Raw genomic sequence first — 23596 nt, forward strand, 5'->3', positions numbered from 1 at the left:
TTCGGCAACCAAGGAAGCCGCCGCACCAAAAGCGCGGCGACGGCGATCCGGAAAGGGGAACGCGATGCACACGCACCTCGTCATCGTGCTCGGCCAGCTGGTCTCCCTCCTGGGCTGACCAGTGAGTCGCCGGCGGGCCCGGGCCGCCGGCAGACCTTCCCCCCGTTCGCCGATTACAGGATGATCGACCCATGCCCGACTTTGGAGCCGAATTGAAGCGTCGACGGTTGTCGGTCGGTATGTCACTGACCGGACTCGCGGCGTCCGTGCATTTCACCAAGGGCTACCTCAGCAAGGTGGAGAACGGCAAGGTCCGCGTGAACCGGGACCTCGCCAAGGCCTGCGACCAGGCACTGGGCGCCGGCGGAGAACTGCTCGCCCTGGTCGCGGAAACCACATTCACCGGCCGCCGCAGCGCGGGCGGGATCGTCGGGCTGCCGGACAGCAGCCGGTACTTCGTCGGCCGCGACACCGAACTCGAAGCGCTTTCCACGCTGCTGCGGGGGCGGGACGACGGCCGGGTCGGGGTCGTGCACGGGATGGCAGGCGCCGGCAAGACGGCACTCGCCGTCGCCGCCGCCCGCCGGGTCGCGGACTCCTTCCCGGACGGCTGCCTGTTCTTCGACCTCCGCGGCCACACGCCGGGGGCCGTCGAACTCTCGCCCGGCGAAGCCCTGCACCGGCTGCTGCGGCTGCTGGACGTGCCGGCCGACCAGCTCCCGGCCGACGAGGACGGCCTGGCCAACCTGGTCCGCGACCAGCTGCGCGGGCGGCGGATGGTCCTCGTGCTCGACAACGTCCGCTCCGCCGAACAGATCCGCGGCATCGTCGACGGCGAGACGCCGTCCCGGATCCTGGTGACCAGCCGGGGCCGGCTGCCCGCGCTCGACGACGCCTGGCACTTCCCGGTCGGGGTGCTGCCGCTGGCGGACGCCGTGCGGCTGCTGCGGTCCATCGCGGGCGACCGCGCCCCCGAAGACGAAGCGGTGGCCACCGAGCTCGTCCGGCACTGCGGGCAGCTGCCGCTGGCCGTGCGCATCGTGGCCGCCCGGCTCATCGCCGGCGGCTGGACGGCGGCGAGACTGCGTGACCGGCTGGCCGACGAGACCACCCGCCTCGGCGCGCTGGAGGACGGCGAGCGGAGCGTCGCGACCGCGTTCGCCGTCTCCTACGACGCCCTGCCCGGCGACCAGCGGCGGCTGCTGGGGCTGCTCGCCCTGCACCCCGCGGCCGCCGCGGAAGCCGGCGCGGTCGAGGCGCTCGCCGGTCTCGAGGCGGGTGAGGTGGACCGGCTGGTGGACCGGCTGCACGACGCCCACCTGGTCGTCCGCGACGACCGCGGGTACGTCGAACTCCACGACCTGATGCGGACCTTCGCGGCGAGGCACGCGCTGCCCCAGGTGGCGGCGGGCGAGCGCGACGTCGCCGTGCGGCGGCTGGTCGAGCACCTCGTCGCGCTGACGGTGGCGGCGGACGAACTCGCCGAGCCCTACCGCTTCCGCCCGGCGACCGGCCTGACGGCGCCGTCGGACGTGCCCTTCTCGGACGCCGACGGCGCGCTCACCTGGCTGAGCGCGCAGTGGCCGGCGCTCGCCGACATCGTCGCGACCGCGGCCCGGCACCGGCTGCACGACCGTTGCTGGCAGCTCGCGTTCGTACTCCGCGCGTTCTTCTTCCGCGAGAAGCTGTTCGAGCCCTGGATCCGCACGCACGAATGCGCGCTGGAGGCGGCGCGGGCGGCCGGCGACCCGAGCGCGACCGGCATGATCCTCAACAACCTGGGCATGGCGCACCTCGAGGCGGGCCGCGCGGACGACGCGGTCAGCCTCCACCGGCAGGCCCAGGAGCAGTTCGCGCTGGCCCGCGACGACCGCGGCACGATCGACGCGCTGTCCAGCCTGGCGTGGGCCCGCCTGTACCGCGGCGAAGCCGAGCCGGCCCTGGCGGACCTGACGACGGTGCTGGCGGTCTACCGCCGGACCGGCCGCACCCGCAACGTGGTGATCGCCCTGCGCGGGATCGCGCTCGCTTCGGTGGCACTGGACCGCTTCCCCGAGGCACTGGCCGCGGCGGAAGAGGCGGCGGCGCTCGCCCAGCTACCGGTGGACCGGGCGATGTCGGCCAACTGCCAGGCGTGGGTGCACTTCCGCGCCGGCCGCTGGGAGGAGGCGGAAAGCGGCTACCACCGAGCGGCCGAGGTAGCCGACGACGCGGGCAGCGAGTACGAGCGAGCCCGCGCACTGACCGGCTTGGGCAACACGGCCGCGGGCCGGGGCGACCGAGCAACGGCGTCCCGCTGGTGGGCGGAGGCCGCCGAGTACCGGGTCACGCTCAACCCGGCGGTGCTCGGCGAGGCCGAATACCGGAACCGGCCGGCCTTCGCGGAGTGACCGGCCTGGCCGCAGCGAGCGCAATCGCGAAGCAACCGGCGAGCGCAATTCGCGGATCGTCCGGCAGGTGACCTCGGGCGACCGGATCTGACGGCCCCGCCGCCCCGCTCGGCGACGAGCCCTCTGGAGCGCCAAGCCCGGCGCGTGATCCCTTGGCGGCCGGATTGGCGCCCCTCACCCACCTCCGCGGCAACCCCTCCGGAGCACAAGCCCGGCGGGTGATCCCTTGGCGAACGGTTTTGTCGGACCCCGTCGCTAGGCTGCGCGACATGACCTCTGGGGGCGTCGAGTTCGGCGAAATCGCGAGAGCCATGGCGGAAGCGCTGCGCGCCGGCGCTGGAGGCGCGTCGTCCGCCACTCTGCAGCTGCAGCACACCGGCGGTGCCGTGTCGTGCCAGGCCTGGGGTGACGCGGGCAAGCGCCTGTCCGTGAAGCGCCGGCGTCGCTGGAGGTGCGGCTGGACGCCGGTGGCCACTACACGTTCACCGCGCGGCCGGACATCGCGGCGGTGTCCCCCGGCCGGCTGGCCCGCCGAACGCGGCCGGCCCGGCCAGGTCTTCGAGTACGGCCGGGACAACTACGGTCCCGTGCGGTACGTGTCGGCGTCCGTCACCGCCATGCTCACCGAGGTCGTCGAGGCGCTCCGAGCCGACAAGTACGAAAACGGGCGAGGAGCGTCCGTGGACACGGAAACCGGCCTCCGCGACGACCCGGCGCGGTCGTACGACGAGGTCATCTCGGACGTGGCCGGCCCGGACCTGCCGGCGGCGGTGGCCGCGCTGCCCGGGCGGGAGCTGGTCCAGGAGCTCTACCTCAACGATCCCGGCGACGTCGACCTGGCGGCGCTCGAGCCCCTGGAGTCGCTGCGCTTGCTGCACGTCAACCGCGCCGGCGCGGTGACACCGGCGATCGGCGAGCTCCCGGCCCTGGAGTCGGTGCAGATCACCGCGAACCGGGTCGAGCTCGCCGCGGCCGCCGGCCATCCGGGGCTTTGGGCGCTCGCGCTCGAGGGCGTCGAAGGCCCGCTCGACCTCTCGGTGCTGTCCACGCTGCCGCGCCTGGCCCGGCTGAACCTCACCGGCTCGGCGGTCTCGGACTGGGGGCCGGTCTGCGCGCTGCCGGGCCTGCGGGTACTGGAGGTTGACGCGGACCAGGCGCGCGAACTGGTCGCCTCCGGCCACCCGCTGCCCCGGCTCGCGGCCTTGTTCGTGGCGGGCCGGACCACGCTGCGGGACACGAGCGAGCTCCTCACCGCCTTCGGCCGCAGCAACCCCCAAGGGACGGTGACCGAGTTCTCGGGCGTCCTGAACCCGCCGTCATGATCACCCACTGAGCCCTGAGGCACGGGCCGCCGCCCGTGTCGTTGCCCCGGTGTTTCCTGAGGCAGAGCCGTTTTCGGCAACGGGAAACGCCTTGTCGCACCCTGTTCCGGGGCGCACCATCAATGCAGACCGAATTTCGCGCCAGACCGCGGAATCAATCGAACCCCGTCAACCGGGGAAATCGCGAGGAGCCTGCCATGATGGTCGTCTGTTCCGTTTCCGCCCTCATCCGCACGGCCCTGTTCATCGTCGCGCTGGCGCTGGTGGCCGGGCTGGCGCTGGCCGGCCCCGCCGCACCGGCGACGACGCCCGGCTCCGGCGCGGCCGTCCCGACCGCCACCGCGGCCGCCGAACCCGTCACGCACTGAATTTCGCGGGTGAGTGCACCAGCGCAGTGCAGACGAGGCTCGCGGCCGCGGCGGGTCAGGGCGCTTCCGCCGCCAGGTGCTCGATCAGCCTGGCCGGCCGGTCGGCGTACTGAGTCCTCCGAGTGGCGATCAGCCTTCGAGCACCTCCCGCAGCTTCTCGGCGAACGCCTCGGGCTGCCCGGCGTAGCCGAACTCGCCGCCCAGGAAACCGCCGTGGTGGCTGGGGAACACGGTGGCCTCCTGCCCGAGCAGCGCCGCCGCCCCGACCGCGGCACGCCCGGTGAAGACCTCCCGGGACTCTTCGCCGACGGCGATGACGATGCGCGTCGACGCCGCGGCCAGCGCTTCGACGTCGAGGCGATAGGTGGTCACCGCGAGGGAGCGGTCGGTGAGCAACGGGTCGTCACGGCGGCCGTCGTCGTCGGTCGGCAGGCCGAACTGGGCCGGGTCCGCGGGCGGGAGCGCGAAGTAGGCGTCGGTGAACTCACCCGCCCACGACGTCATCGCGAAGAACGCCGCCATCCCGGCGCCGAACCCCTTGGCCTGGTAGGCGTCCCGCATGGCTTGCGCGGCCCGTTCGGCCGCGGCGGCGTCCGGCAGCGCCCGGATGAGCGGCGGCTCGTGCGCGACCAGCGTGCGGACGTCCCCCGGGTGGGCGGTGACGAGCGCGAGCGCGGCGACCGCACCACCGCTGCTCCCGAACACCTCGACGGCACCGGCCCCCAGCGCCTGGACCACGGCGTGGATGTCCTCCGCCTGGACCGCGGGCACGTGGTCTTCACGGCCGTCCTTGCGGACGCTGCGCCCGAGCCCGCGCGGGTCGTAGGTGACGACCGTGCGGTCGCCGAAGTGCGACGCCAGCGAACCGAACCCCTCGGCGGTCATCGGCTGCCCGATCATGAGCAGCGGTGGCCGCGGGCTCTCGGCGGGCGCGGGGCCGTGGACGTCGTAGACGATGTCGGCTTCCGGGGTTTCCAAAGTGTGCGTGGTGGTCATGGCTTCCTCCCCTGGTTCAGGTGCTGGCGAGGACGTTAGCCGGGGGTACCGACAATTCCGGTCGCGCGCCGTGGTGCCGATCCACGTAGGCGGGGCTTATGAGGCCCCGCTGGCTGCCGAGCCGCGCGCGTGAGTGGCCGACCGGACTCGCACCGGCTTCGCCCGGGGCCACAGCCCGGGGCCTCGTCTCCTTCGGCATCGGCCACGGTGGAAGACGTGGGTGTCGAACCCACCGGGGCAATGGTCACCCGCGCTCCGGCGCGTCTCCCGTGTTGCGTAGCGCGTCCGGGAGTCGAACCCGGGTCTCCCGGGTGAGAACCGGGGATCCGTACCGCTGGACCAACGCGCCGAGCGCGCTCGCGTCGCCCGCACTGTTGCGGCCGAGACGAGCGCAGGAAAAAGGGCACCGGCGGAAGGAGTGGAACCCTCGGGCCGCGGTTTTGGAAACCGCGCCGCTTCCGAAGCACGCCGATAGAATCGCAAAAAGAGAAAGCCGCCCGAGTCGGTTCTCCGACGGGCGGCTCCCGGGCCATGACGAGAATCGCGTCAGGTCCGAGAGCCCGGGAAGTGGTGCCGGTGCACCATCGCCACACGTACGGCGACGACCGGGGCGGCGGCGTTCTGCCACGCCTCTCGCGTCCGCATGTGCGTCATGGTCACTCCCGAGGTTTGTTCGTGTGGAACCATCTTCACGCAGGGAACGCAGCGGGTCAACGCATTTACCGGAAGGTCTGGCGCCGACCCCTTCGCAGAACACGTGCCGGTACCGGCACTGAACTTGGTGAGGCATCCGGCGGAAATTTCCCGCCTTCGGTAACAGCCGCCATCGACGCAGCGAATCGACAGGTAGGCGACCAGCGGAGCACATCGAATGAACGAGACCGACGAGCACAGCGGGCAGCCGGAAGAGAGACGCCCATCCCCAGCCGGGCGCAGACTCCTCGTGCCGGCCGCCGCTGTTGCCGGTCTCGCCGTCGTTGTGGCCGTTGTACTCGTCCAGTCGCGGTTCGGACAGTCGTCGTCAGCGCCCTCGTCCGCTCCCAGGACAAGCGCCACCCGGCCACCCGCGAACACGACCTCCACCAGCGGGCCGACGCCTTCGGGGCTCGAGCCGTCGACACCGGCGCCGGACAACATAGCGGTCCTGAACGATTTCGCGGCCGCGTGCGACAAGGGCGTCAACGATTGGCGAGCCGCACAGGTGGATTACGCCGGAACCCTCGACCTGGTCAAGGACGTTCCCGGTGTCTACGTCGCCGCAATCGACGTGAACAACCTTCCCCTGCCGCCGGACAAGGTCATTCCGGGAAGCGACCCGCGGACGGCGCCGATCGGCGTGCAGTGCGTCATCAGCGCCCGGGTCATCGGCGACGAGTCGATGACCGTGAGCCCCCTTGAATGGGCACCCAGGGCTTTCAACCCGGCCGGCGTGATGAACTGGTCATGGCAGGTGACAGCCCGCGCGCCGGGAAGCCGGCGACTCCAGCTCCAGCTCCAGCCGGCAGTGGCGACCGACGGCGCAGCTCCCAGGATCATCATCGGCGGCGCCCCCCTTCAGACGTTGACGTACGTGACCCAGGTCGTGGTCGCCGAACCCCCGCCGCCGGAACGCGGTTTCGGTGAAGTGATCTCGGACAACTGGGCGGCCTTCTCGGCCGCGGTCGCGGCCATCGGCGCCGCGGTGCTGTCGCTCGTCAGGTGGGGCGGCCGGCTGGGAACCGAACTCCGGCGCTTGTCAACGGCGTGGGGGCGTCGGAAGCCCGCCAAGACAGGGACGATCGCGCCGAAAGCGTCGAAGAAAAAGAGCGCCAAGAAGAAGGACTGAAGGCGGTGTCGCGCGATGAGGACACCTTCGGAGCCGGCAAGGGGGCTCGAACCCCTGACCTTCTGTTTACAAGACAGATGCTCTACCAGCTGAGCTATACCGGCCTGGCACCGAGGCGCCGGACACAGTGTACCGAGCCACCCGGCGTGATCCCTCCGGGAGGCAGCACCCGCAGGTCCAGGCCACTATGGAGCGACGTGGCGGACGCCACTCCATGATCCGTGCAACGGTCGGTGGGTGGCCGTCGATGGTCCGGGGGAACGAGCGAGGAGGTGGACGGATCATGAAGATCAACGAGCGCACCAACGGGGGCCGGGCGACCAGATGGCCCGTCCTCGAACCCCCCGCTCAACGCCCGCGGGCCCACCGCCCGAACCTCCTCAAAGTAAGGCCGTGGCACGTTCTCGAGGCGCCGACCGGGGAGTTCCCCGCCGTCGACGCCGCCGAGGCGATGGGGCCGCAGCTGCCCGATGAGGCCACCGTCAACTTCGTGCTCGACCTGAGCCTGCGCATCGGCGAGGTCCAGATGGCCAGCGGCGCCGGCGCGTCGGACGTCACCGCGACCATCATCGCCATCGCCGGGGCGCTCGGGCTGCCGCACTGCGAGGTCGACGTCATCTTCACGTCGATCACCGTGACCTGCCACCGCGGCACCGACCTGACGCCGATCACCGCGCTGCGGGTCGTGCGGAGCCGGAGCCTCGACTACACGCGGCTGACCGAGACCGAGAAGCTCGTCCGCAAGATCGTCCGGGGGCACGTCGGGGCCGAGCAGGCGCAGACCGAGCTGGAGCGGATCACCTCCGCGCCGCACCCGTACCCGCGCTGGGTCGCGACGCTGTCCTGGGGCGGGGTCGCCGCCTTCGTCACCATCCTGCTCGGCGGCGGCTTCGACATCGCGCTCGTCGCGTTCGTCATCAGCGGTGTCATCGACCGGGTCGGCCGGGTCGTGAACCGGTACGGGCTGCCGTTCTTCTTCCAGCAGGTGATCGGCGGCCTGATCGCCACCCTCTCGGCGATGGCCATCGTCAGCAGCAACATCCTGACCACCGACAAGCCGACGCTGGTCGTCGCGGCCGCGGTCACCGTGCTGCTGTCCGGGCTGTCCACCGTCTCGGCCGTGCAGGACGCCATCACCGGCTACAACGTCACCGCCGCCGGCCGCACCATGGAGACCGCGCTGATGTCGGCGGGGCTGATCGCCGGGGTGGTGCTCGCCCTGCGGATCGCCGTCATGCTCGGCCTGCCGCGCACCCCGCTGCCGGAGGTGACCGGGTCGACGCCGCAGCAGCTGCCGCTCGTCGTCCTCGGCGGGGCCGGCGCCGCCGCGTGCTTCGCGCTCGCGAGCTACTCCAAGGTGCGGGCCATGCTGGTCGCCGCGGCCGCGGGCGGCATCGGCGCCGCCGTCTACGGGTCCCTGACGCTGGCCAGGCTGGACGGCGTCAGCTCGTCCGCGGTGGCCGCCACGCTGGTCGGGTTCTGCGGTGGCGTGCTCGCGCGGCGGCTCGGCGTTACTCCACTGGTCGTAGCCGTGTCCGGGATCACTCCGCTGCTTCCCGGCCTGTCGACCTACCGTGGTCTGTACCAGATCGGGGTCGAGCCGAGCGGCAACATCTCGACGCTCATGACGGCCGTCGCAATCGGGCTTGCGCTGGCTGCGGGCGTGGTACTCGGGGAATGGCTGGCCCAGCCGGTGCGCACCGGACTGGGCCGGCTCGAGCGGCGGTTCGCCGGACCGCGCATGGCTGGTCCGCTCGAACCGACCGAACGGAGCTTGGAGTAATACCGCGGTCACCGAATGTTCATCGCTCACGCGATAGGGTTTCACTCTGGGGCCGCGACCCAGAACGCGAGGAGCAGGCGACGTGAGTGACCAGAAGGAGAACTCGAACCAGGCCGATTTCGTCGTCGTGGCGAACCGGCTACCGGTGGACCTCGAGCGCACGGCCGAAGGCGAGCGCCGGTGGACGGCCAGCCCGGGTGGCCTGGTTTCGGCACTGGAGCCGTTCCTGCGGTCGAGGAAGGGCGCCTGGGTGGGCTGGCCGGGCATCCCGGACGTCGACGTCGAGGAATTCGACGACGACGGTCTCGTGCTGCACCCGGTGTCGTTGAGCGCCGACGAAGTCCGCGACTACTACGAAGGTTTCTCCAACGCGACGCTCTGGCCGCTCTACCACGACGTCGTCGAGCGCCCGGTGTTCGACCGCGCGTGGTGGAACAGCTACGTGAAGGTGAACCGCCGGTTCGCGCAGGCCAGCGCCGAGGTCGCCGCCCCGGGCGCGACCGTGTGGATCCAGGACTACCAGCTCCAGCTGGTGCCGGCGATGCTGCGCGAACTGCGGCCCGACCTGCGCATCGGCTTCTTCCTGCACATCCCGTTCCCGCCGGTCGAGCTGTTCATGCAGATGCCGTGGCGCGCCGCGATCATCCGCGGCCTCACCGGCGCCGACCTGGTCGGCTTCCACCGCCCCGGCGGGGCGCAGAACTTCCTCTGGCTGTGCCGCCAGCTGATCGGCCTCGAGTCGACGCGCGGTGCGGTCGGCGTCCGGTCGCGGCCGGGCACCATGCAGGTCGGCGACCGGACCGTGCGGGTCGGCGCCTTCCCCATCTCCATCGACGCGGCAGGCCTCGACAGCCTCGCGCGCACCAAGGGCGTCCAGGAGCGGGCCGCGCAGCTGCGGCGCGACCTCGGCAACCCCAAGACCGTCCTGCTCGGCGTCGACCGGCTCGACTACACCAAGGGCATCGACCTGCGGCTGCAGGCGCTGCACGAGCTGCTGCACGAGGGCAGGCTGCAGCCGGACGACGTCACGTTCGTCCAGCTGGCCACCCCGAGCCGCGAGCGCGTCGAGCACTACCAGCGGATGCGCGGCGAGATCGAGCAGATGGTCGGCCGGATCAACGGCGAGTTCTCCAGGGTCGGCCACCCGGTCGTGCACTACTTGCACCAATCCGTGGACCGCACCGAGCTGGCCGGTTTCTTCTCCGCTGCCGACGTCATGGTGGTGACACCGCTGCGCGACGGCATGAACCTGGTCTGCAAGGAGTACGTCGCCGCCCGGCACGACCTGGGCGGCGCGCTGGTGCTTTCCGAGTTCGCGGGCGCCGCCGCGGAGCTCTCTAGCGCATTCCTCGTGAACCCTCACGACCTGGACGGGGTGAAGGACGCACTAGTGGCTGCCATTACGCTCGACCCGGCCGAGGGCCGTCGCCGGATGCGCGCCATGCGTCGCCAGGTCCTCACCCATGACGTCGACCGTTGGGCGCGCTCGTTCCTGCAAGCGTTGGGTGCCGAAGGGGTCGACTGACACAGTCCTGACCCATGCACGAGCTCCTGAGGAGGAGTGTTGACTGCCGAGGCCCTGCCCGCCGAGCTGCGGCGTGCGATCGTCCAGATCGCCCGCACGCCGCGCCTGCTGGTCGCTTGCGACTATGACGGCACGCTGGCACCCATCACCCTCAACCCCGACGAGGCACGCCCGCTGCCGGAGTCCGTCGGGGCCCTCAGATCGCTCGCCGGTCTGCACGAGACCACCACGGCGGTCATCTCCGGCCGCGCGCTGCGCGACCTGGCCACGCTCTCGCGGCTGCCGTCCGAGGTGAACCTCGTCGGCAGCCACGGCTCGGAGTTCGACATCGGCTTCATCCACGCCCTCGACGAGAAGGCGCGGGAGCTGCACCGGCGGCTGGAGACCGAGCTCGAACAACTCGTCCTGGACGTCCCGGGCGTGTCGCTCGAGGTCAAGCCGGCCAGCATCGCGGTGCACGTGCGCCGAGCCGAGCACGAGGCCGGCCGCCGCGTGCTCGCGGCCGTGCACGCCGGGCCGTCCACCTGGGAGGGCGTGTCGACCACCGACGGCAAGGAGGTGGTCGAGCTCGCGGTCGTGCAAACGGACAAAGGCCGCGCACTGGACATCCTCCGCCACCAGGTCGGTGCCACGGCGGCGATCTTCCTCGGCGACGACGTCACCGACGAGAAGGCCTTCGCCCGGCTGTCCGGCCCGGACCTGGGCATCAAGGTCGGCGACGGCGAGACGCTCGCCGGGTTCCGCGTGCCCGACACCGTGGACGTCGCCCTGGTCCTCGGCTTCCTCCTCGAGGAACGCCGCAACTGGCTCTACGGCGAATCCGCCCCGCCGATCGAGCGGCTCTCGATGCTGGCCAACGAACGCTCGGTCGCGCTGCTGACGCCGGACGCCAAGCTGACCTGGCTGTGCCACCCGGGCCCGGACGCGCCCGCGGTGTTCGCCGACCTGCTCGGCGGCGAGGGCGCCGGCCACTTCTCCATCAAGCCGCACCGCAACGGCCTCCCGCTCGGCCAGCGCTACCTGCCGAACACGATGACGGTCGAGACGCGCTGGTCGCGGCTGCTCGTCACCGACTACCTCGAGCCGGAGAGCGCGCCGCACCGCACGGACCTCGTGCGCGTGATCTCGGGCGAGGCGGCCGCGGACGTCAAGTTCGCGCCGCGGCCCGAGTTCGGCGGCGTGCCGGTGAAGCTGGAGATCGTCGAAGGCGGCGTCCGGGTGCTCGGCACGTCGGAGCCGTTCGTGCTGTACTCGCCCGGCGTCGAGTGGACCATCACCTCCGACGGCCTGCACGACACCGCGACCGCGCTCGTGCAGCCGACGCCGGCCCAGCCGGTCGTGCTGGAGCTGCGCTGCGGCACCACGGACCTGGGCGCGCACGAACTGTCCGAAGTGGAACGCCGGGACCGCGCGGGCCGCTACTGGAGCGAGTGGACGTCGAAGCTGCAGCTCCCGACGGTGCAGACCGACCTGGTGCTGCGCTCGGCGCTGACGCTGCGCGGGCTGGTCAACACCGACACCGGCGGCGTGCTGGCCGCGGCGACGTCGTCGCTGCCGGAGGAGATCGGCGGGGTCCGCAACTGGGACTACCGCTACTGCTGGATCCGCGACGCCGCGATGACCGTGCGGGAGCTCGTGCACCTGGGCTCGATCGAGGAGGCCGAAGGCTACCTGCGGTGGCTGCACGGCGTGCTCGCCACGCTGGCCGGCCCGGAGCGCCTGCACCCGCTGTACACCCTCGCCGGCAGCGTCATCGGCGCCGAAGCGGTCATCGAATCGCTGCCCGGTTACGCCGGTTCCCGCCCGGTCCGCGTCGGCAACCTGGCGAACCACCAGGTCCAGCTGGACGTCTTCGGCCCGGTCGTCGAGCTCGTGCAGACGCTGGCGACGGCGCGCGGCGAGCTGCGCGACGAGGACTGGCAGATGGTGCGCGCGATGGCGGAAGCCGTGACCCGGCGCTGGAACGAGCCCGACCACGGGATCTGGGAGGAGCGGCACGTGCCGCGCCACCGGGTCTACTCCCGCGTGATGTGCTGGGTGACCATCGACCGCGCCATCAAGCTGGGCGAACAGTACGGCCGCGAGATCCCGGGCAACTGGCACGGCCTGCGCGAGGACATCAAGACCGACGTCCTCACGCACGGCTGGAACGACGAGGTCCAGGCCTTCACCACGGCCTACGACGGCACGGACCTCGACGCGGCCTCGCTGTTCGTCGGGCTCACCGGCCTGATCGACCCGGCCGACGAGCGGTTCCAGCAGACGGTGACCGCGATCGAGGCGGAGCTGCGCAGTGGGTCCACTGTGTACCGCTACCGCCGCGACGACGGCCTGCCGGGCGGCGAGGGCGGCTTCCACATCTGCGCGGCGTGGCTGATCGAGGCGTACCTGCTCACCGGGCGGCGCACCGAGGCCCAAGAGCTGTTCGACCAGATCGTCGCGGCGGCCGGCCCGACCGGCCTGCTGCCGGAGCAGTACGACCCGATCGCGGAACGGTCCCTGGGCAACCACCCGCAGGCCTATTCGCACATCGGGCTGATCCGGTGCGCCAACTTGCTGGCAGCCAGTTAGCCCTTTCGGTCCGAAAGTCCGTGAAGGCCGCGTTGGGGGACGGTTAGTCCCTTACTGTGGCCTTCACGGCTTTCGGAGGTGAGACTGTGCAGGGGACCTTCGGCCAGGTCGAGTTCGTGCCGCTGCCCCCGCGGTTCGCCGACCGGGTGCGCTGGGGCTCGGTGGTCGTCGGCTGCTCGATGATCGCCGGGATGGTGGTCCTGTTCGGGCTCACCACGTACCTGCAGGGCATCGTGCACGGCCACGCCTTCCCGGACACGCTGCTCGGCAAGGCCGCCGCGGTGCTGCCGCCGCTGGGCGTGCTGGCGCTCGCCGTCCTGGTGCTGACCTGCCGCCGCTGCCTCCGCGGTGACTACCTGGTGGTGGCCAGCGCCGCGGCCACCCGCGGGGCGCTGCTGTTCACCTACCTCCTGACGCTGGTGCTGATCCTCGGCTCGTTCGCGGTGCCGATCGTCTTCCGCGTGTGGCGCGAAACCCCGGAGCTGCAGGCACCGGACCTGCTGACGACGTGCTCGACCCTCGCCTTCGCCACCGTGGGTTTCCTGGCCGGGATGTGCTATGTCCGGCCGTCGGTGCAGACGCTGCGGAAGTACAGCGACCACCCCATCTGGTAAGTCCACTTGAGACACTGCCCGGCCGGGGCACCGGCCCGCGCGCAGTTGCAGAGATTTCTTTGCACACTTTCCTTTGTACGGCTACAGTGGGGCCATGACCAGCGCTCCACCACCGGAAGAGCTCGACCCGGACGCCCTCAAGGCCGTCACGCACCCGCTGCGCCGCCGGATCCTCGGCGTGTTGTCCGCGGGCCCGGCCACGGCCACGAAAGTCGCCAAGGCCCTCGGTGAGAACACCGGCGCGACCAGTTACCACCTGCGGGAACTGGCCCGCTTCGGGTTCGTCGAGGACGCCCCGGAGCTCGCACGGGGCAAGGAACGGTGGTGGCGGACGCGGCCGCGGGACATCCGCTGGCCGCGCCGCAGCGCCCAGAGCGCCGAATCCCGGGTGTTGTTCGACGACATGCAGCGCCAGGGGTTCGAGGACGACCTCGAAAAGCTCAACCGGTTCGCGGAACAGCGCGACGGACTGCCCGGCGACTGGCCGGACGCGCTGCTGTACGCGCGCGGCGGCACCTGGCTCACCACCGAGGAGACCAAGCAGTTCTGGGACGACTACCTGGAGCTGTTCCGCCGGTACTGGCGGAGCGAGGACGACCGGTCACCGGAAGCGCGGCGCGTGCTCGTGCGCTGGCTCGCGTTCCCGGATCCAGGGGAATGACATGACACAGGGGGTTTTTCCATGCGAAGAGGGGTTCTGCTGGCCGGGGTGATCCTGGCCGTCACGGCGTTGGCGCCACCGGCGTCGGCGGCGGAGGGGGAAGTGACGTTCACGAACGGCGGCGTGACCTTGCACGGCACCGTCGTCGCCCCACCAGGTGGGTCGAAACTGCCGGGCCTGGTGATGGTCCACGGCTCCGGGCCGCACAGCCGGGAGGACTACCGCGACCAAGCGGAAGCCTTTGCGCGGCAGGGCATCGCGACCCTCATCTACGACAAGCGCACCGAAGGCTATTCGCAGTTCTCGCGGTCGTACTCGACGCTGGCGGACGACGCGCTCGCCGCCGTGGAGGTGCTGCGGAAGCGACCGGACGTCGACCCGGCGCGGGTGGGCGTCTGGGGGTTGAGCGAAGGCGGCTGGGTGGCACCGCTGGCGGCTTCGCGTTCTTCGGACGTCGCCTTCGTCGTGACGCTGGGCGCGAACGGCGTCGAGCCGTCGCGGCAGCAGGCGTGGGCGGTGGAGAACCAGTTGCGGCGCTTGGGAATGGACGGGTCGATCGTGCGGATGGCGTCGTCGACGATGATGCGCCAGCTCGTCGGCGGCGGCGTGTTCCCGGAGGCGCACCACGACCCGGTGCCGGTGCTGAAGAGCCTGCGTCAGCCGGTACTCGGGCTGTGGGGCGCGAAGGACGTCCTTACGCCGCCGGGTGAAGCCGTCCGGATCTTCCGGGAATCGGTGGCCCACCACACGTTGCGGGTCTTCCCGGACGCGCAGCACCAGCTGCGCCGGACCACCGACGGCTTCGACAAGCTGCCCGGGTACGCGCCCGGGTACCTCGAGCTGGTCGGCACCTGGGTGCACGACCAGCTCGCCGCGTCGACGGCCGACGCACCGCCGGCGCAGGACCGGCCGAGCACCGACGTGCCGCCGCTCGCCTGGTACGAGCCGATGTGGCTGCAGCTGGTCGTGCTGGTGTTGCTGCTGGCCGCGTTCGGTTCGGGACTGGTCCGCCGGATCGCGCGCCCGGCTCGCTGGCTGTCGGTCCTCGGCCTGGTGTCGGTGCTCGGTTTCGCGGTCGTCGACGTCGTGATCCAGCTGAGCATGGGCAAGGGACTGGGCCCGGTGGTCCTGGGGCGCCCGCTGCCGTGGCTGGCGCTGCAGCTGCTGTCGCTGGGGACGGTGGCCGCCACCATCGGCACGGCGGTGGCGTGGTGGCGGCACCGCGGCCGGCGGCTCGGCGTGCTGCTGGCCGGCGGCGTGGTGTTCGTCCCGTGGGCGGTCTACTGGGGACTGCTGGGCGTCTAGGCGGAGTAGCCCTTCGGCGGGATCAGCGTCGCCAGCTGGTTGAAGGTCAGCCAGTAGAGCTGGTTCCCGCCGAAGCTCGCCGGGTCGGCGATCTTGACCGTCATGTCGGAGCTGTCGTACCCGATGACGGTGAAGTAGTGGTAGACGGTGTAGTTCGGGTAGCCCGGCGGGTGGTTGTTCGCGGGCGCGACGATGTTCGCGACGATCGGGTAGCCGTTGTTGATGTCGAGCACGATGTCGCGCCACAGGAGATCGCGCTGGGCCTGGGTGGGCGGGTCGTTCGGCATCTCCTTGGTCTCGTACCAGGAGGTGCCGAGGTCCCGGTTGAGGACGCCGGTGACCTGGCCGATCCAGTCGGTGCCGTTGGTGGTGGTGCCGAGCTGGCCGGCCAGGGTGGCCTGGCTCGGCAGGTTCGACGTCCGCGCGGACATGGCGATCCGCGTGGCGGCCGGCCCGCACCAGTAGCCGGTTTGCTGCACCTGGTACTGGACGGCGAGAACGGCTTCGGTGGTGGCCGAGGCCACGGCGGGCAGGGCGACGAGCCCCATGGCGGCCACGAGCGTGACGAAGCCCAGGCGGAATCTTCGCATGACGGTCCTTCCCCAGTTGTGGCGCCGGTTGGCCAGCGCCTCACCAGGGGATGATCTCGGCAGAACTCGCCGGTTGTCCCTCACCCGCCCCCGGACGGAGCACGACGAAGGTAGGCTCGCCCCCCTGAACGCTCGCGCGCGCTGCGGGCAACTGGGGGCATGCAGGTGATCCACGAGGGTCCGGAGCTCTGGGGGCACGACCGGCCCGACCTGGGCGGACCCGATCCCGGGCCGGCGTTCGGCCGGCTCTTCGACGTCCACGCCGCCCCGCTGCGGCGGTACCTGGCCCGGCGGGTCGGCACCGAACCGGCGAACGACCTCGTCGCCGAGACGTTCCTGGTCGCGCTGCGCCGCCGGGAAAGCTACCGGCCCGAGCTGGGCACCGCGCGGTCGTGGCTCTACGGCATCGCCACCAACCTCCTGCGCCACCACGTGCGGTCCGAACTCCGCGGGCTTCAGGCCACCGCGCGGCTGGCGCGGAGCGGTGAAACCAGCCAAGCGGGTCACGACGGCCGCGTCGCCGAGCAGGTCGACGCCCAGGTGCGGGCCGCGCAGCTGGCGGGTGCGCTGGCCCGGCTCAACCCGGCCGACCGCGACACGCTGCTGCTCGTGTCGTGGGCCGGGCTGGAGCCGGCCGAGGTCGCCGAGGCACTCGGGATCCCGCCCGGTACCGTCCGGTCCCGGTTGCACCGGATCAGACGCTGGCTCAGGACGAACGCCCCGGCTCCGGAGGAGGTGCAGGACCTTGCGTGAAGACAACGTCCGGAAGATCTGGTCCGAAGCCGAACTGGACGCGGCCCTGGCGGACCTGAACAACGACGTCGAAGCGGACGACGGGCTGGCCTTCGCCCGCGCCTCCCTGCTCGCGGCGGCCGGCGTCGAGGAGGCGCCGCCCGCCGGGCCGCGCCGGAGCGGGGCGTGGCGGTGGCTCGCGGTCGCCGCGGCCGTCGTCACCCTGGTCGGCAGCCTCGGCGTCGCGGCCACCCTGTGGACGCCCGACCCGCCGGCGATTTCCCGGCCCGCCGCGCCGGTCGACCTCGACCGCCCGCTCGTGCCCGGCGAATTCCGCTACGCGCAGAAGCTCGGCTGGGAGCTCCAGATCCGGTACCAACAGGCGGTCTGGGTCCAGCAGAAGGTGGAGCTGTGGATCCCGGCCGATCCCGCCGGCGTCTGGCACCGGCGGACGACGTGGACGGGTGTCGTGCAGGGCCTCGGCCCGGCCGACGCCCAGCACGTCCAGGTGGACCTGCCACCCAAGGACGAGTTCGGCCCGGGCGGCGGGTTCCCCGGCGATTACCAGGCGCCCGGCGCGAGCACGCCGCCCGGGCGAACGCCCCCGCAGAAGTGGCTGCAGCCGGACGCCGCGTTCGTGGCCTCGCTCGTCCCGGACCGGGCAAGCTTGGCCACCCGGCTGAAGTACGACCCCCTCAACAACTTCTACGACGGCCGGGAGCACTCCGCCACCGAGGCGCTCACCATGGTGCGCAGCGTGCTGGAACTGGGACTGGCGCCCGAGAACGTCCGGTTCGCGCTGTCCGGCGCCTTCGGCGGCGTCACCGGCGGGTTCGTGGTGCCGGGGCACACCCCGGACGGCCGCCCCGCCGTCGTCCTCGGCGCCAAGGACTCGGACCAGCGGCTGTACCTCGACCCGGCGACGGCTCACCTGCTCGCCTGGGACGGGGGGCAGCCGGCCCCGGCGATCACCTCCACGCCGAACTCCACGCCCTCGTGGACGACGACGGAACGGCAGAAGCCCCAGCGGCGGCCCGGTGACCCGACGTCGGTGTACTCGTTCGCCATCACGCGCACCTCGGGGTGATCAGCGGGCGTGGTTGGCGGCGTTCAGCGCGTCCGCGACGTTCGCCACCTCCAGCACCCGGATCCCGGCGGGCGGCTTGCCCGAGTCCGGCGGGACGAGCGCGTGCGTGAACCCGAGCCGGGCCGCCTCCGCCAGGCGGCGGCCCACGCTCGGCACGCGCCGGATCTCGCCCGCCAGCCCGACCTCGCCCACCGACACCAGCCGGGGCGACAGCGCCACGTCTTCGAACGAAGACGTCAGCGCCAGCACCAGCGCCAGGTCGATACCCGGTTCGGTGATCTTCATGCCGCCGACGGTGGCCGCGTAGACGTCCTTGTCGCCGAGCTTCAGCCCGCCGCGCTTCTCCAGGACCGCCAGCACCATCGCCACCCGCGCGGAGTCGAGGCCGCTGACCGCGCGCCGGGGCTGGGGCGCCGACGTCGACGACACCAGCGCCTGCACCTCACCCAGGAGGGGCCGCTTGCCCTCCAGCGACACGGTGATGGCGGTGCCCGACACCGGCTCGGCCGTGTGGCTCATGAACAGCCCCGACGGGTCCGGCACCCCGACGATGCCTTCTTCCTGCAGCTCGAAGCAGCCGATCTCGTCGGCCGCGCCGAAGCGGTTCTTGATGCCGCGGACCATCCGCAACGTCGAATGCTTGTCGCCCTCGAACTGCAGCACCACGTCCACCAGGTGCTCCAGCACGCGCGGACCGGCCACCGAGCCGTCCTTCGTGACGTGCCCCACCAGCACCACCGGCAGCCCGCGTTCCTTGGCCAGCGCGACCAGCCCGGACGTGACCGCGCGGACCTGCGTCACCCCACCGGGTGAGCCGTCGACCTGCGGCGACGCCATGGTCTGCACCGAGTCGACGATCAGCACGCCCGGTTTGACGTCGTCGACGTGCCCGAGGATGGCCGAGAGGTCGCTTTCGGCGGCCAGGTACATCCGGTCGTGGACGTTGCCCGTTCGCTCGGCGCGCAACCGGACCTGGCCCGCGGACTCCTCGCCCGTGACGTAGAGGGAGCGGTCGACCGTCTTCGCCCACTGGTAGGCGACCTCGAGCAGCAGGGTCGACTTGCCGACCCCCGGTTCGCCGGCGAGCAGCACCACGGCGCCCGGCACCAGGCCACCGCCGAGCACCCGGTCGAGCTCCGGCACCCCGGTGCGGCGGGCCCGCGCCGTTTCGACGTCGACCTCGCCGATGGGCCGCGCGGGCGCGCTCGGCGCCCCGGCCGCGACGCGCTGGATGGCCGGCTTGACCGGCGCCCCGCGCTCCTCGAACGAGCCCCATTCCTGGCACTCCGGACACCGGCCCAGCCACTTGGCCGCTTCGTACCCGCAGCTGCCGCAGCGGTAGGTGGTCCCCTTCTTCACCCCGCGAGGCTATCGGCGACCACCGACAAAACCGCCGGACCTACTCCTTGACGTGCGCCGGCGCCGCGACCGGCAGCTCGACCGTGACCGGCCCGGCGTTCTGGAAGACGAAGGTGACCTTGATGACCTGGCCGGGCCAGAGCGGCTGCTTCAGCGCCGGCAGCGTCACGGTGGCCTGGCCGACCTTCTCGGGCGCGGTCGGCGTCGCCGCCGGGCCGGAGGACGGGACCTCGGAGGTGGCCGTCGCGGTCAGGTTGCCCGGGCTGTTGGACGCCGAGCTGCTGCCGGGCGGGGTGGCGCTCGAGGACGGGGCGCTCGAAGACGGGGCACTCGACGACGAGGTCGGCGCGCCCGAGGACGTGGGCTGCACCTCGTTCGTGGACTCGGCGGCGGCGTCGGGGCCGATCACCAGGGAGTGCCCGGCGACGACGGCCTTCGAGCCGTCGATGGTCGCCTGGCCGCCACCTTCGACGGTCACCGAAACGAGCGAGTCGTCCCGGGCGTCGCGGTTCACGATCGTCAGGGTCAGCGCGGGGGTCGCGCCGGCCGCGTAGCCCGGCCCGGACGTCGGGTACTGGACCGCGGCGTTGCGCAGGTCGATGTTCTTGACCTGGGCGTGCGTCCCGTTGACCGCGGCCTGCTGCGTCGAGGTCTGGGTGATCTGGCCTGCCCCGCACCCGGCGAGCGCGAGCGCGGCACCGAGCGCCAGCACGCCCGCACCGAGCACGCGACGATTCTGCAGCCTCACGTCGCAGTCCTTCCCTTTTTCACGGCCTCGTCGCCCCGAAGACTAGCCGGGGTCGATCTCCGCCGCGGAACGGGTGGGCGTTGCCGGGGCGCGGCGACCAAGATCAACCGTCCACAAAGGAATTCCCGGCCTGTGACGAAACGCTTCCCCGCTACCTGCGTGAGCACGGGGGTCCGACGTTTGTCAACCCCCGGCCAGGCCGCTGACCTGCGAGGACGAGTCCGGCCCGCTAGGTGGGCACTGGCGGCCCGTGCTAGGATGGAGTCAGCGAAAGGGGCAGAGGACACATGGTTTTCAAGGTCGGAGAGACCGTCGTCTACCCGCACCACGGTGCCGCACTCATCGAAGCCATCGAGACCCGCGTGATCAAGGGCGAGGAAAAGAAGTACCTCGTCCTCAAGGTCGCGCAAGGGGATCTCACGGTTCGCGTGCCCGCAGACAACGCCGAAATCGTCGGCGTCCGCGATGTCGTCGGGCAAGAAGGACTGGACAAGGTCTTCGACGTTCTGCGTGCTCCGCACACCGAAGAGCCCACCAACTGGTCTCGTCGGTACAAGGCCAACCTCGAGAAGCTCGCCTCCGGCGATGTGAACAAGGTGGCCGAAGTGGTGCGCGACCTCTGGCGGCGAGAGAAGGACCGCGGACTTTCAGCCGGTGAGAAGCGCATGCTGGCGAAGGCGCGGCAAATTCTGGTCAGCGAGCTCGCGCTCGCGGAGGGCACCGACGAGGACAAGGCTGAGGTCCTCCTCGACGAAGTTCTGGAAACCGCGACGGTCTGAAGCCCGGGCATCCCGCTCGACGGGCGGGCGGGTGCCTCTACGATCGCGTACCGATGAACGTCGTCGCGATCGTGACCGTCGCACATCATGCCTCCGACGGGGAGCTCGCTCTCACGCCGGTCCATGGTGACGCGCTACTCACGCACACCGTGCGGGGGCTGCTCGAAGTACCGGAGATCGATCTGGTGCTCGTGGCGGCCCCCCAGCGGTGTGCGTCGTCGTTTTCCGAGGCGGTCGGCGGCCTCGGCTGCCGGGTCGTGCCCGGCACGCTCCGGCAGGCCTTCGCCGCCGTCGAGCCCGAACTTTCCCGTGACTCAGTTGTACTCCTCCACGACGCGCTGCGGGCCTTCATTCCTGCGCAAACGGTGAGTGACGTGATCGCTGCGGTCCGCGACGGCTCGCCGGTGGTGGTCCCGGTCCTCCCCATGGCCGACACGGTGAAGGTGACCGACGCGGCTTCGCTGATCGTCGGCACGCAGGACCGCGCGCGCCTGCGCACGCTCCAGACACCGGTCGGCTACGCGCTCGAAGCCTTCCAGCCGGACCTCGTCCCCGCCGGCGCGGCGACGGTCCCGGGCCACCCGGACGCGATGCGCGTGACCAGCGCGTTCGAACTGTCACTGGCCGAGGCGATCGCGGCGGCACCGAAGAACGAGGAGACGCTGTGAGGATCGGCAACGGGGTCGACGTCCACCCGATCGAGCCGGGCCGCGAATGCTGGATGGCGGGCCTGCGGTGGCCCGACGCGGACGGCTGCGCGGGCCACTCGGACGGCGACGTCGCAGCCCACGCCCTGTGCGACGCCCTCCTCTCGGCGGCCGGCCTCGGCGACCTGGGCGCGGTGTTCGGCACGGGTGACCCCCGCATGGACGGCGCCCACGGCACGGACATGCTGGCCGAGGTCAGGGGCCTGATCGAGGCGGCGGGCTGGCGGGTGGGGAACGCCACGGTCCAGATCGTCGGCAACGCGCCCCGGGTGGGCAAGCGCCGCGACGAGGCCCAGAAGGTGCTCTCGGAAGCGGTGGGCGGCCCGGTGAGCGTGTCGGGGACGACGTCGGACGGCTTGGGGCTGACGGGTCGCGGGGAGGGCATCGCCGCCTTCGCGACGGCACTGCTGCTGGCGGCGGAGTAGGTCCGCCTCTGTGGCGCTCGTCGCACCCGGCCCACTGCCGCGGTGACCAGGCCGTCGAGTCGTCCACAGGCTGCCGCGAATGTGGACAAGCCCGGCGCAGGATGTGAGCTTTCCCGCTTTTGTCAGACCGGCCCGATAGACTGGAGCGGGGCCGGTCCCCCGGAGAGGGTGGGGGTCGGTTCCGGGGCGGCGATCGGCGCTCAGCTCCCGGCGACCGCACCGCGGGCAGCGGAATAGCCGCCTGCCCGAGCCGGTTCGCCGTGATATGTCCCTCACGCTCCCGGAAGCCGTCCGCGCCCTGGTCGACGGCAAGAACTTCGCCACCGTCGCCACCCTCGACCCGGACGGCAGCCCCCAGACCTCCGTCGTCTGGATCGGGCTCGACGACGGCGAACTCGTCTTCAGCGCGACCGAGGACCGCCGGAAGGTCCGCAACCTGCGCCGCGACCCGCGCACCAGCGTCTCGATCACCGACGCCGAAGACCCCTACCGGCACACCCAGCTGCGCGGCACCGTGGAAATCACCCCGGACCCGGACAAGACCCTCCCCAAGACGCTCAGCCACAAGTACCTCGCCCAGGACCCGCCGCCCGAGGGCGCCGACGTCCAGCGGGTGGTCGTGCGCCTGAAAACCCAGCACATCGCCGGGAACGTCAAATAGGGTCCAGACCATGACCGCGACCTTCAACGAGGCCACCAAGGCCCTGCTCGACGGCAAGAACTACCCCGTCGTCGCCACGACCAACGCCGACGGCTCGCCGCAGAGCTCGGTCGTCTGGGCGCGCCGGGACGGGGACACCGTCGTCTTCGCGACCGTCCAGGGCCGGCGCAAGGAGCGCAACATCCGGCGTGACCCGCGGGTGTCGGTCTCCGTCTTCGACCTGGCCGATCCGGAGAACTACGTCGAGATCCGCGGGCGCGCCGAGGTCACCGCCGAGGGCGGCCGCGAGCTGATCGACGAGCTCTCCCGCAAGTACGTCGGCCAGGACTTCCCGCCCGAGCCGGCCGACGTCGTGCGCGTGCTCGTGCGCGTTGTCCCCGAACACATCACAGGGCATTCGGCCTGAAGGTCCCGTTAGGCTGAAACCCATGACGATCAGGGCGGTGTTGTTCGACTTCTCCGGCACGTTGTTCCGGCTCGAGCAGGACGAAACCTGGCTCACCGAGCTGACCGACCACGACGGCGACCCGCTCGACCTCGAGGCGCAGGCCGAGCTCATGCGCCGGATGACCGCCCCGGTCGGGCAGGTCGTCGAGCTCGACGCCGAGCACCTGCACGCCTGGCACCACCGGGACCGCGATCCCGCGCTGCACCGGAAGGTGTACCTCGAGGTGCTCAAGAAGTCCGGCGTCCCGCGCGCCGACCAAGCGAAGGCGCTCTACGACCGGCTCATCGATCCCAGCCAGTGGACGCCGTACCCGGACACCGAAGCCGCGCTGAAGGCCGTCGCCGAGCGGGGCCTCAAGGTCGGGGTGCTGAGCAACATCGCCTTCGACATCCGGCCGGCCTTCACCGCGCGCGGGTGGGACGCCTACGTCGACGAGTTCGTGCTGTCCTTCGAGGTCGGGGCGATCAAGCCGGAGCTGGAGATCTTCCGCAAGGCCGTCGGCGCCCTCGGCGTCCCGGCCACCGAGACGCTGATGGTCGGCGACAGCGAGGAGGCCGACGGCGGCGCCCGCGCGCTCGGCTGCGAGTTCGCGCTGGTCGACCCGCTGCCCACGGCCGACCGGCCGGACGCCCTGCTCACGGCGTTGCGCACGCACGGGGTGGCGTGAGGGCCTGCGACGTCGCTCACGCCCGACCCCGTA

22 protein-coding genes and 3 tRNA genes are annotated in these 23596 nt (G+C 71.6%); 18 read left to right on the plus strand and 7 right to left on the minus strand.

Annotation, left to right across the window (positions count from 1 at the left end; all coding sequences use genetic code 11):
- Positions 1-191 precede the first annotated feature (191 nt).
- From ACLJPY_RS29140 to ACLJPY_RS29150, 3 genes are all read left to right on the plus strand, one after another.
- Positions 192-2390, plus strand: coding sequence for a tetratricopeptide repeat protein (locus ACLJPY_RS29140; protein WP_410593215.1), 2199 nt, complete (start codon positions 192-194; stop codon positions 2388-2390).
- 269 nt (positions 2391-2659) lie between these two features.
- A complete protein-coding gene (locus ACLJPY_RS29145; protein WP_410593217.1) occupies positions 2660-3712 on the plus strand; it encodes a hypothetical protein in 1053 nt (350 codons plus the stop codon).
- 197 nt (positions 3713-3909) lie between these two features.
- Positions 3910-4080: a hypothetical protein gene (locus tag ACLJPY_RS29150; RefSeq protein WP_410593219.1), complete on the plus strand. Its 171-nt coding sequence runs from the start codon at positions 3910-3912 to the stop codon at positions 4078-4080.
- A 129-nt stretch (positions 4081-4209) separates the two neighbouring features.
- On the opposite strand, the gene ACLJPY_RS29155 is transcribed toward ACLJPY_RS29150, so the two are convergent.
- The 3 genes from ACLJPY_RS29155 to ACLJPY_RS29165 form a co-directional block, all read right to left on the minus strand.
- Positions 4210-5076, minus strand: coding sequence for an alpha/beta fold hydrolase (locus ACLJPY_RS29155; RefSeq protein ID WP_410593220.1), 867 nt, complete (start codon positions 5074-5076; stop codon positions 4210-4212).
- A gap of 277 nt (positions 5077-5353) precedes the next feature.
- Positions 5354-5425 (minus strand) — tRNA-Glu (locus ACLJPY_RS29160).
- Positions 5426-5480: 55 nt separating this feature from the next.
- Positions 5481-5549, minus strand: a tRNA-Trp gene (locus tag ACLJPY_RS29165).
- 398 nt (positions 5550-5947) lie between these two features.
- On the opposite strand from ACLJPY_RS29165, the gene ACLJPY_RS29170 reads away from it, so the two are divergent.
- Positions 5948-6901 carry a hypothetical protein gene (locus tag ACLJPY_RS29170; protein ID WP_410593222.1) on the plus strand — a complete coding sequence of 318 codons (954 nt, stop codon included), beginning with the start codon at positions 5948-5950 and terminating at the stop codon, positions 6899-6901.
- A gap of 31 nt (positions 6902-6932) precedes the next feature.
- On the opposite strand, the gene ACLJPY_RS29175 is transcribed toward ACLJPY_RS29170, so the two are convergent.
- Positions 6933-7005: transfer RNA gene (locus ACLJPY_RS29175), tRNA-Thr, on the minus strand.
- Positions 7006-7184: 179 nt separating this feature from the next.
- On the opposite strand from ACLJPY_RS29175, the gene ACLJPY_RS29180 reads away from it, so the two are divergent.
- The 6 genes from ACLJPY_RS29180 to ACLJPY_RS29205 all read left to right on the plus strand — a co-directional run bounded on the left by ACLJPY_RS29180 (position 7185) and on the right by ACLJPY_RS29205 (position 15360).
- A complete protein-coding gene (locus tag ACLJPY_RS29180; RefSeq protein WP_410593224.1) occupies positions 7185-8684 on the plus strand; it encodes a threonine/serine exporter ThrE family protein in 1500 nt (499 codons plus the stop codon).
- Positions 8685-8766: 82 nt separating this feature from the next.
- The gene (locus tag ACLJPY_RS29185) at positions 8767-10209 is read left to right on the plus strand and encodes a trehalose-6-phosphate synthase (RefSeq protein WP_410593226.1); all 1443 of its coding nucleotides are present in this window, start codon (positions 8767-8769) and stop codon (positions 10207-10209) included.
- A gap of 39 nt (positions 10210-10248) precedes the next feature.
- Positions 10249-12780: a trehalose-phosphatase gene (gene otsB, locus ACLJPY_RS29190; protein ID WP_410593227.1), complete on the plus strand. Its 2532-nt coding sequence runs from the start codon at positions 10249-10251 to the stop codon at positions 12778-12780.
- Positions 12781-12866: 86 nt separating this feature from the next.
- Positions 12867-13394 (plus strand): hypothetical protein, encoded by a 528-nt coding sequence (locus ACLJPY_RS29195; protein WP_410593229.1) that lies wholly within the window; start codon positions 12867-12869, stop codon positions 13392-13394.
- A 94-nt stretch (positions 13395-13488) separates the two neighbouring features.
- Positions 13489-14055, plus strand: coding sequence for an ArsR/SmtB family transcription factor (locus ACLJPY_RS29200; RefSeq protein WP_410593231.1), 567 nt, complete (start codon positions 13489-13491; stop codon positions 14053-14055).
- A 48-nt stretch (positions 14056-14103) separates the two neighbouring features.
- Positions 14104-15360 carry an alpha/beta hydrolase family protein gene (locus ACLJPY_RS29205; RefSeq protein ID WP_410593541.1) on the plus strand — a complete coding sequence of 419 codons (1257 nt, stop codon included), beginning with the start codon at positions 14104-14106 and terminating at the stop codon, positions 15358-15360.
- Here the strand turns inward: ACLJPY_RS29205 and ACLJPY_RS29210 are convergent.
- Positions 15357-15950, minus strand: a complete 594-nt coding sequence (locus tag ACLJPY_RS29210; RefSeq protein ID WP_410593233.1) for a C39 family peptidase — start codon at positions 15948-15950, stop codon at positions 15357-15359. The genes ACLJPY_RS29205 and ACLJPY_RS29210 overlap by 4 nt on opposite strands.
- 159 nt (positions 15951-16109) lie before the next feature.
- On the opposite strand from ACLJPY_RS29210, the gene ACLJPY_RS29215 reads away from it, so the two are divergent.
- Together ACLJPY_RS29215 and ACLJPY_RS29220 are read left to right on the plus strand one after the other, a co-directional pair.
- Positions 16110-16703 (plus strand): RNA polymerase sigma factor, encoded by a 594-nt coding sequence (locus tag ACLJPY_RS29215; RefSeq protein WP_410593235.1) that lies wholly within the window; start codon positions 16110-16112, stop codon positions 16701-16703.
- On the plus strand, positions 16696-17769 hold the full coding sequence (locus tag ACLJPY_RS29220) for a hypothetical protein (RefSeq protein ID WP_410593236.1): 1074 nt from the start codon (positions 16696-16698) through the stop codon (positions 17767-17769). The genes ACLJPY_RS29215 and ACLJPY_RS29220 overlap by 8 nt, the downstream gene beginning before the upstream one ends.
- Here the strand turns inward: ACLJPY_RS29220 and radA are convergent, their stop codons facing one another.
- Positions 17770-19128 (minus strand): DNA repair protein RadA, encoded by a 1359-nt coding sequence (gene radA / locus ACLJPY_RS29225; RefSeq protein ID WP_410593238.1) that lies wholly within the window; start codon positions 19126-19128, stop codon positions 17770-17772.
- A 40-nt stretch (positions 19129-19168) separates the two neighbouring features.
- Positions 19169-19876 carry a hypothetical protein gene (locus ACLJPY_RS29230; protein WP_410593239.1) on the minus strand — a complete coding sequence of 236 codons (708 nt, stop codon included), beginning with the start codon at positions 19874-19876 and terminating at the stop codon, positions 19169-19171.
- 287 nt (positions 19877-20163) lie between these two features.
- Between ACLJPY_RS29230 and ACLJPY_RS29235 the strand changes: the two genes are divergently transcribed.
- From ACLJPY_RS29235 to ACLJPY_RS29260, 6 genes are all read left to right on the plus strand, one after another.
- Positions 20164-20655 carry a CarD family transcriptional regulator gene (locus tag ACLJPY_RS29235; protein WP_004559016.1) on the plus strand — a complete coding sequence of 164 codons (492 nt, stop codon included), beginning with the start codon at positions 20164-20166 and terminating at the stop codon, positions 20653-20655.
- A 53-nt stretch (positions 20656-20708) separates the two neighbouring features.
- Positions 20709-21323 (plus strand): 2-C-methyl-D-erythritol 4-phosphate cytidylyltransferase, encoded by a 615-nt coding sequence (locus ACLJPY_RS29240; RefSeq protein WP_410593241.1) that lies wholly within the window; start codon positions 20709-20711, stop codon positions 21321-21323.
- Positions 21320-21787, plus strand: coding sequence for a 2-C-methyl-D-erythritol 2,4-cyclodiphosphate synthase (gene ispF / locus ACLJPY_RS29245; protein WP_086848942.1), 468 nt, complete (start codon positions 21320-21322; stop codon positions 21785-21787). The genes ACLJPY_RS29240 and ispF overlap by 4 nt, the downstream gene beginning before the upstream one ends.
- Before the next feature lie 265 nt (positions 21788-22052).
- The gene (locus ACLJPY_RS29250; protein ID WP_410593244.1) at positions 22053-22448 is read left to right on the plus strand and encodes a PPOX class F420-dependent oxidoreductase; all 396 of its coding nucleotides are present in this window, start codon (positions 22053-22055) and stop codon (positions 22446-22448) included.
- Positions 22449-22458: 10 nt separating this feature from the next.
- Entirely contained in the window at positions 22459-22854 is a 396-nt protein-coding gene (locus tag ACLJPY_RS29255; protein ID WP_410593246.1) for a PPOX class F420-dependent oxidoreductase, read from the plus strand.
- A 22-nt stretch (positions 22855-22876) separates the two neighbouring features.
- Positions 22877-23563: an HAD family hydrolase gene (locus tag ACLJPY_RS29260; protein WP_410593248.1), complete on the plus strand. Its 687-nt coding sequence runs from the start codon at positions 22877-22879 to the stop codon at positions 23561-23563.
- Positions 23564-23596 lie beyond the last annotated feature (33 nt).

The organism is Amycolatopsis sp. lyj-23, from assembly GCF_046549135.1.
Classification (GTDB): domain Bacteria; phylum Actinomycetota; class Actinomycetes; order Mycobacteriales; family Pseudonocardiaceae; genus Amycolatopsis.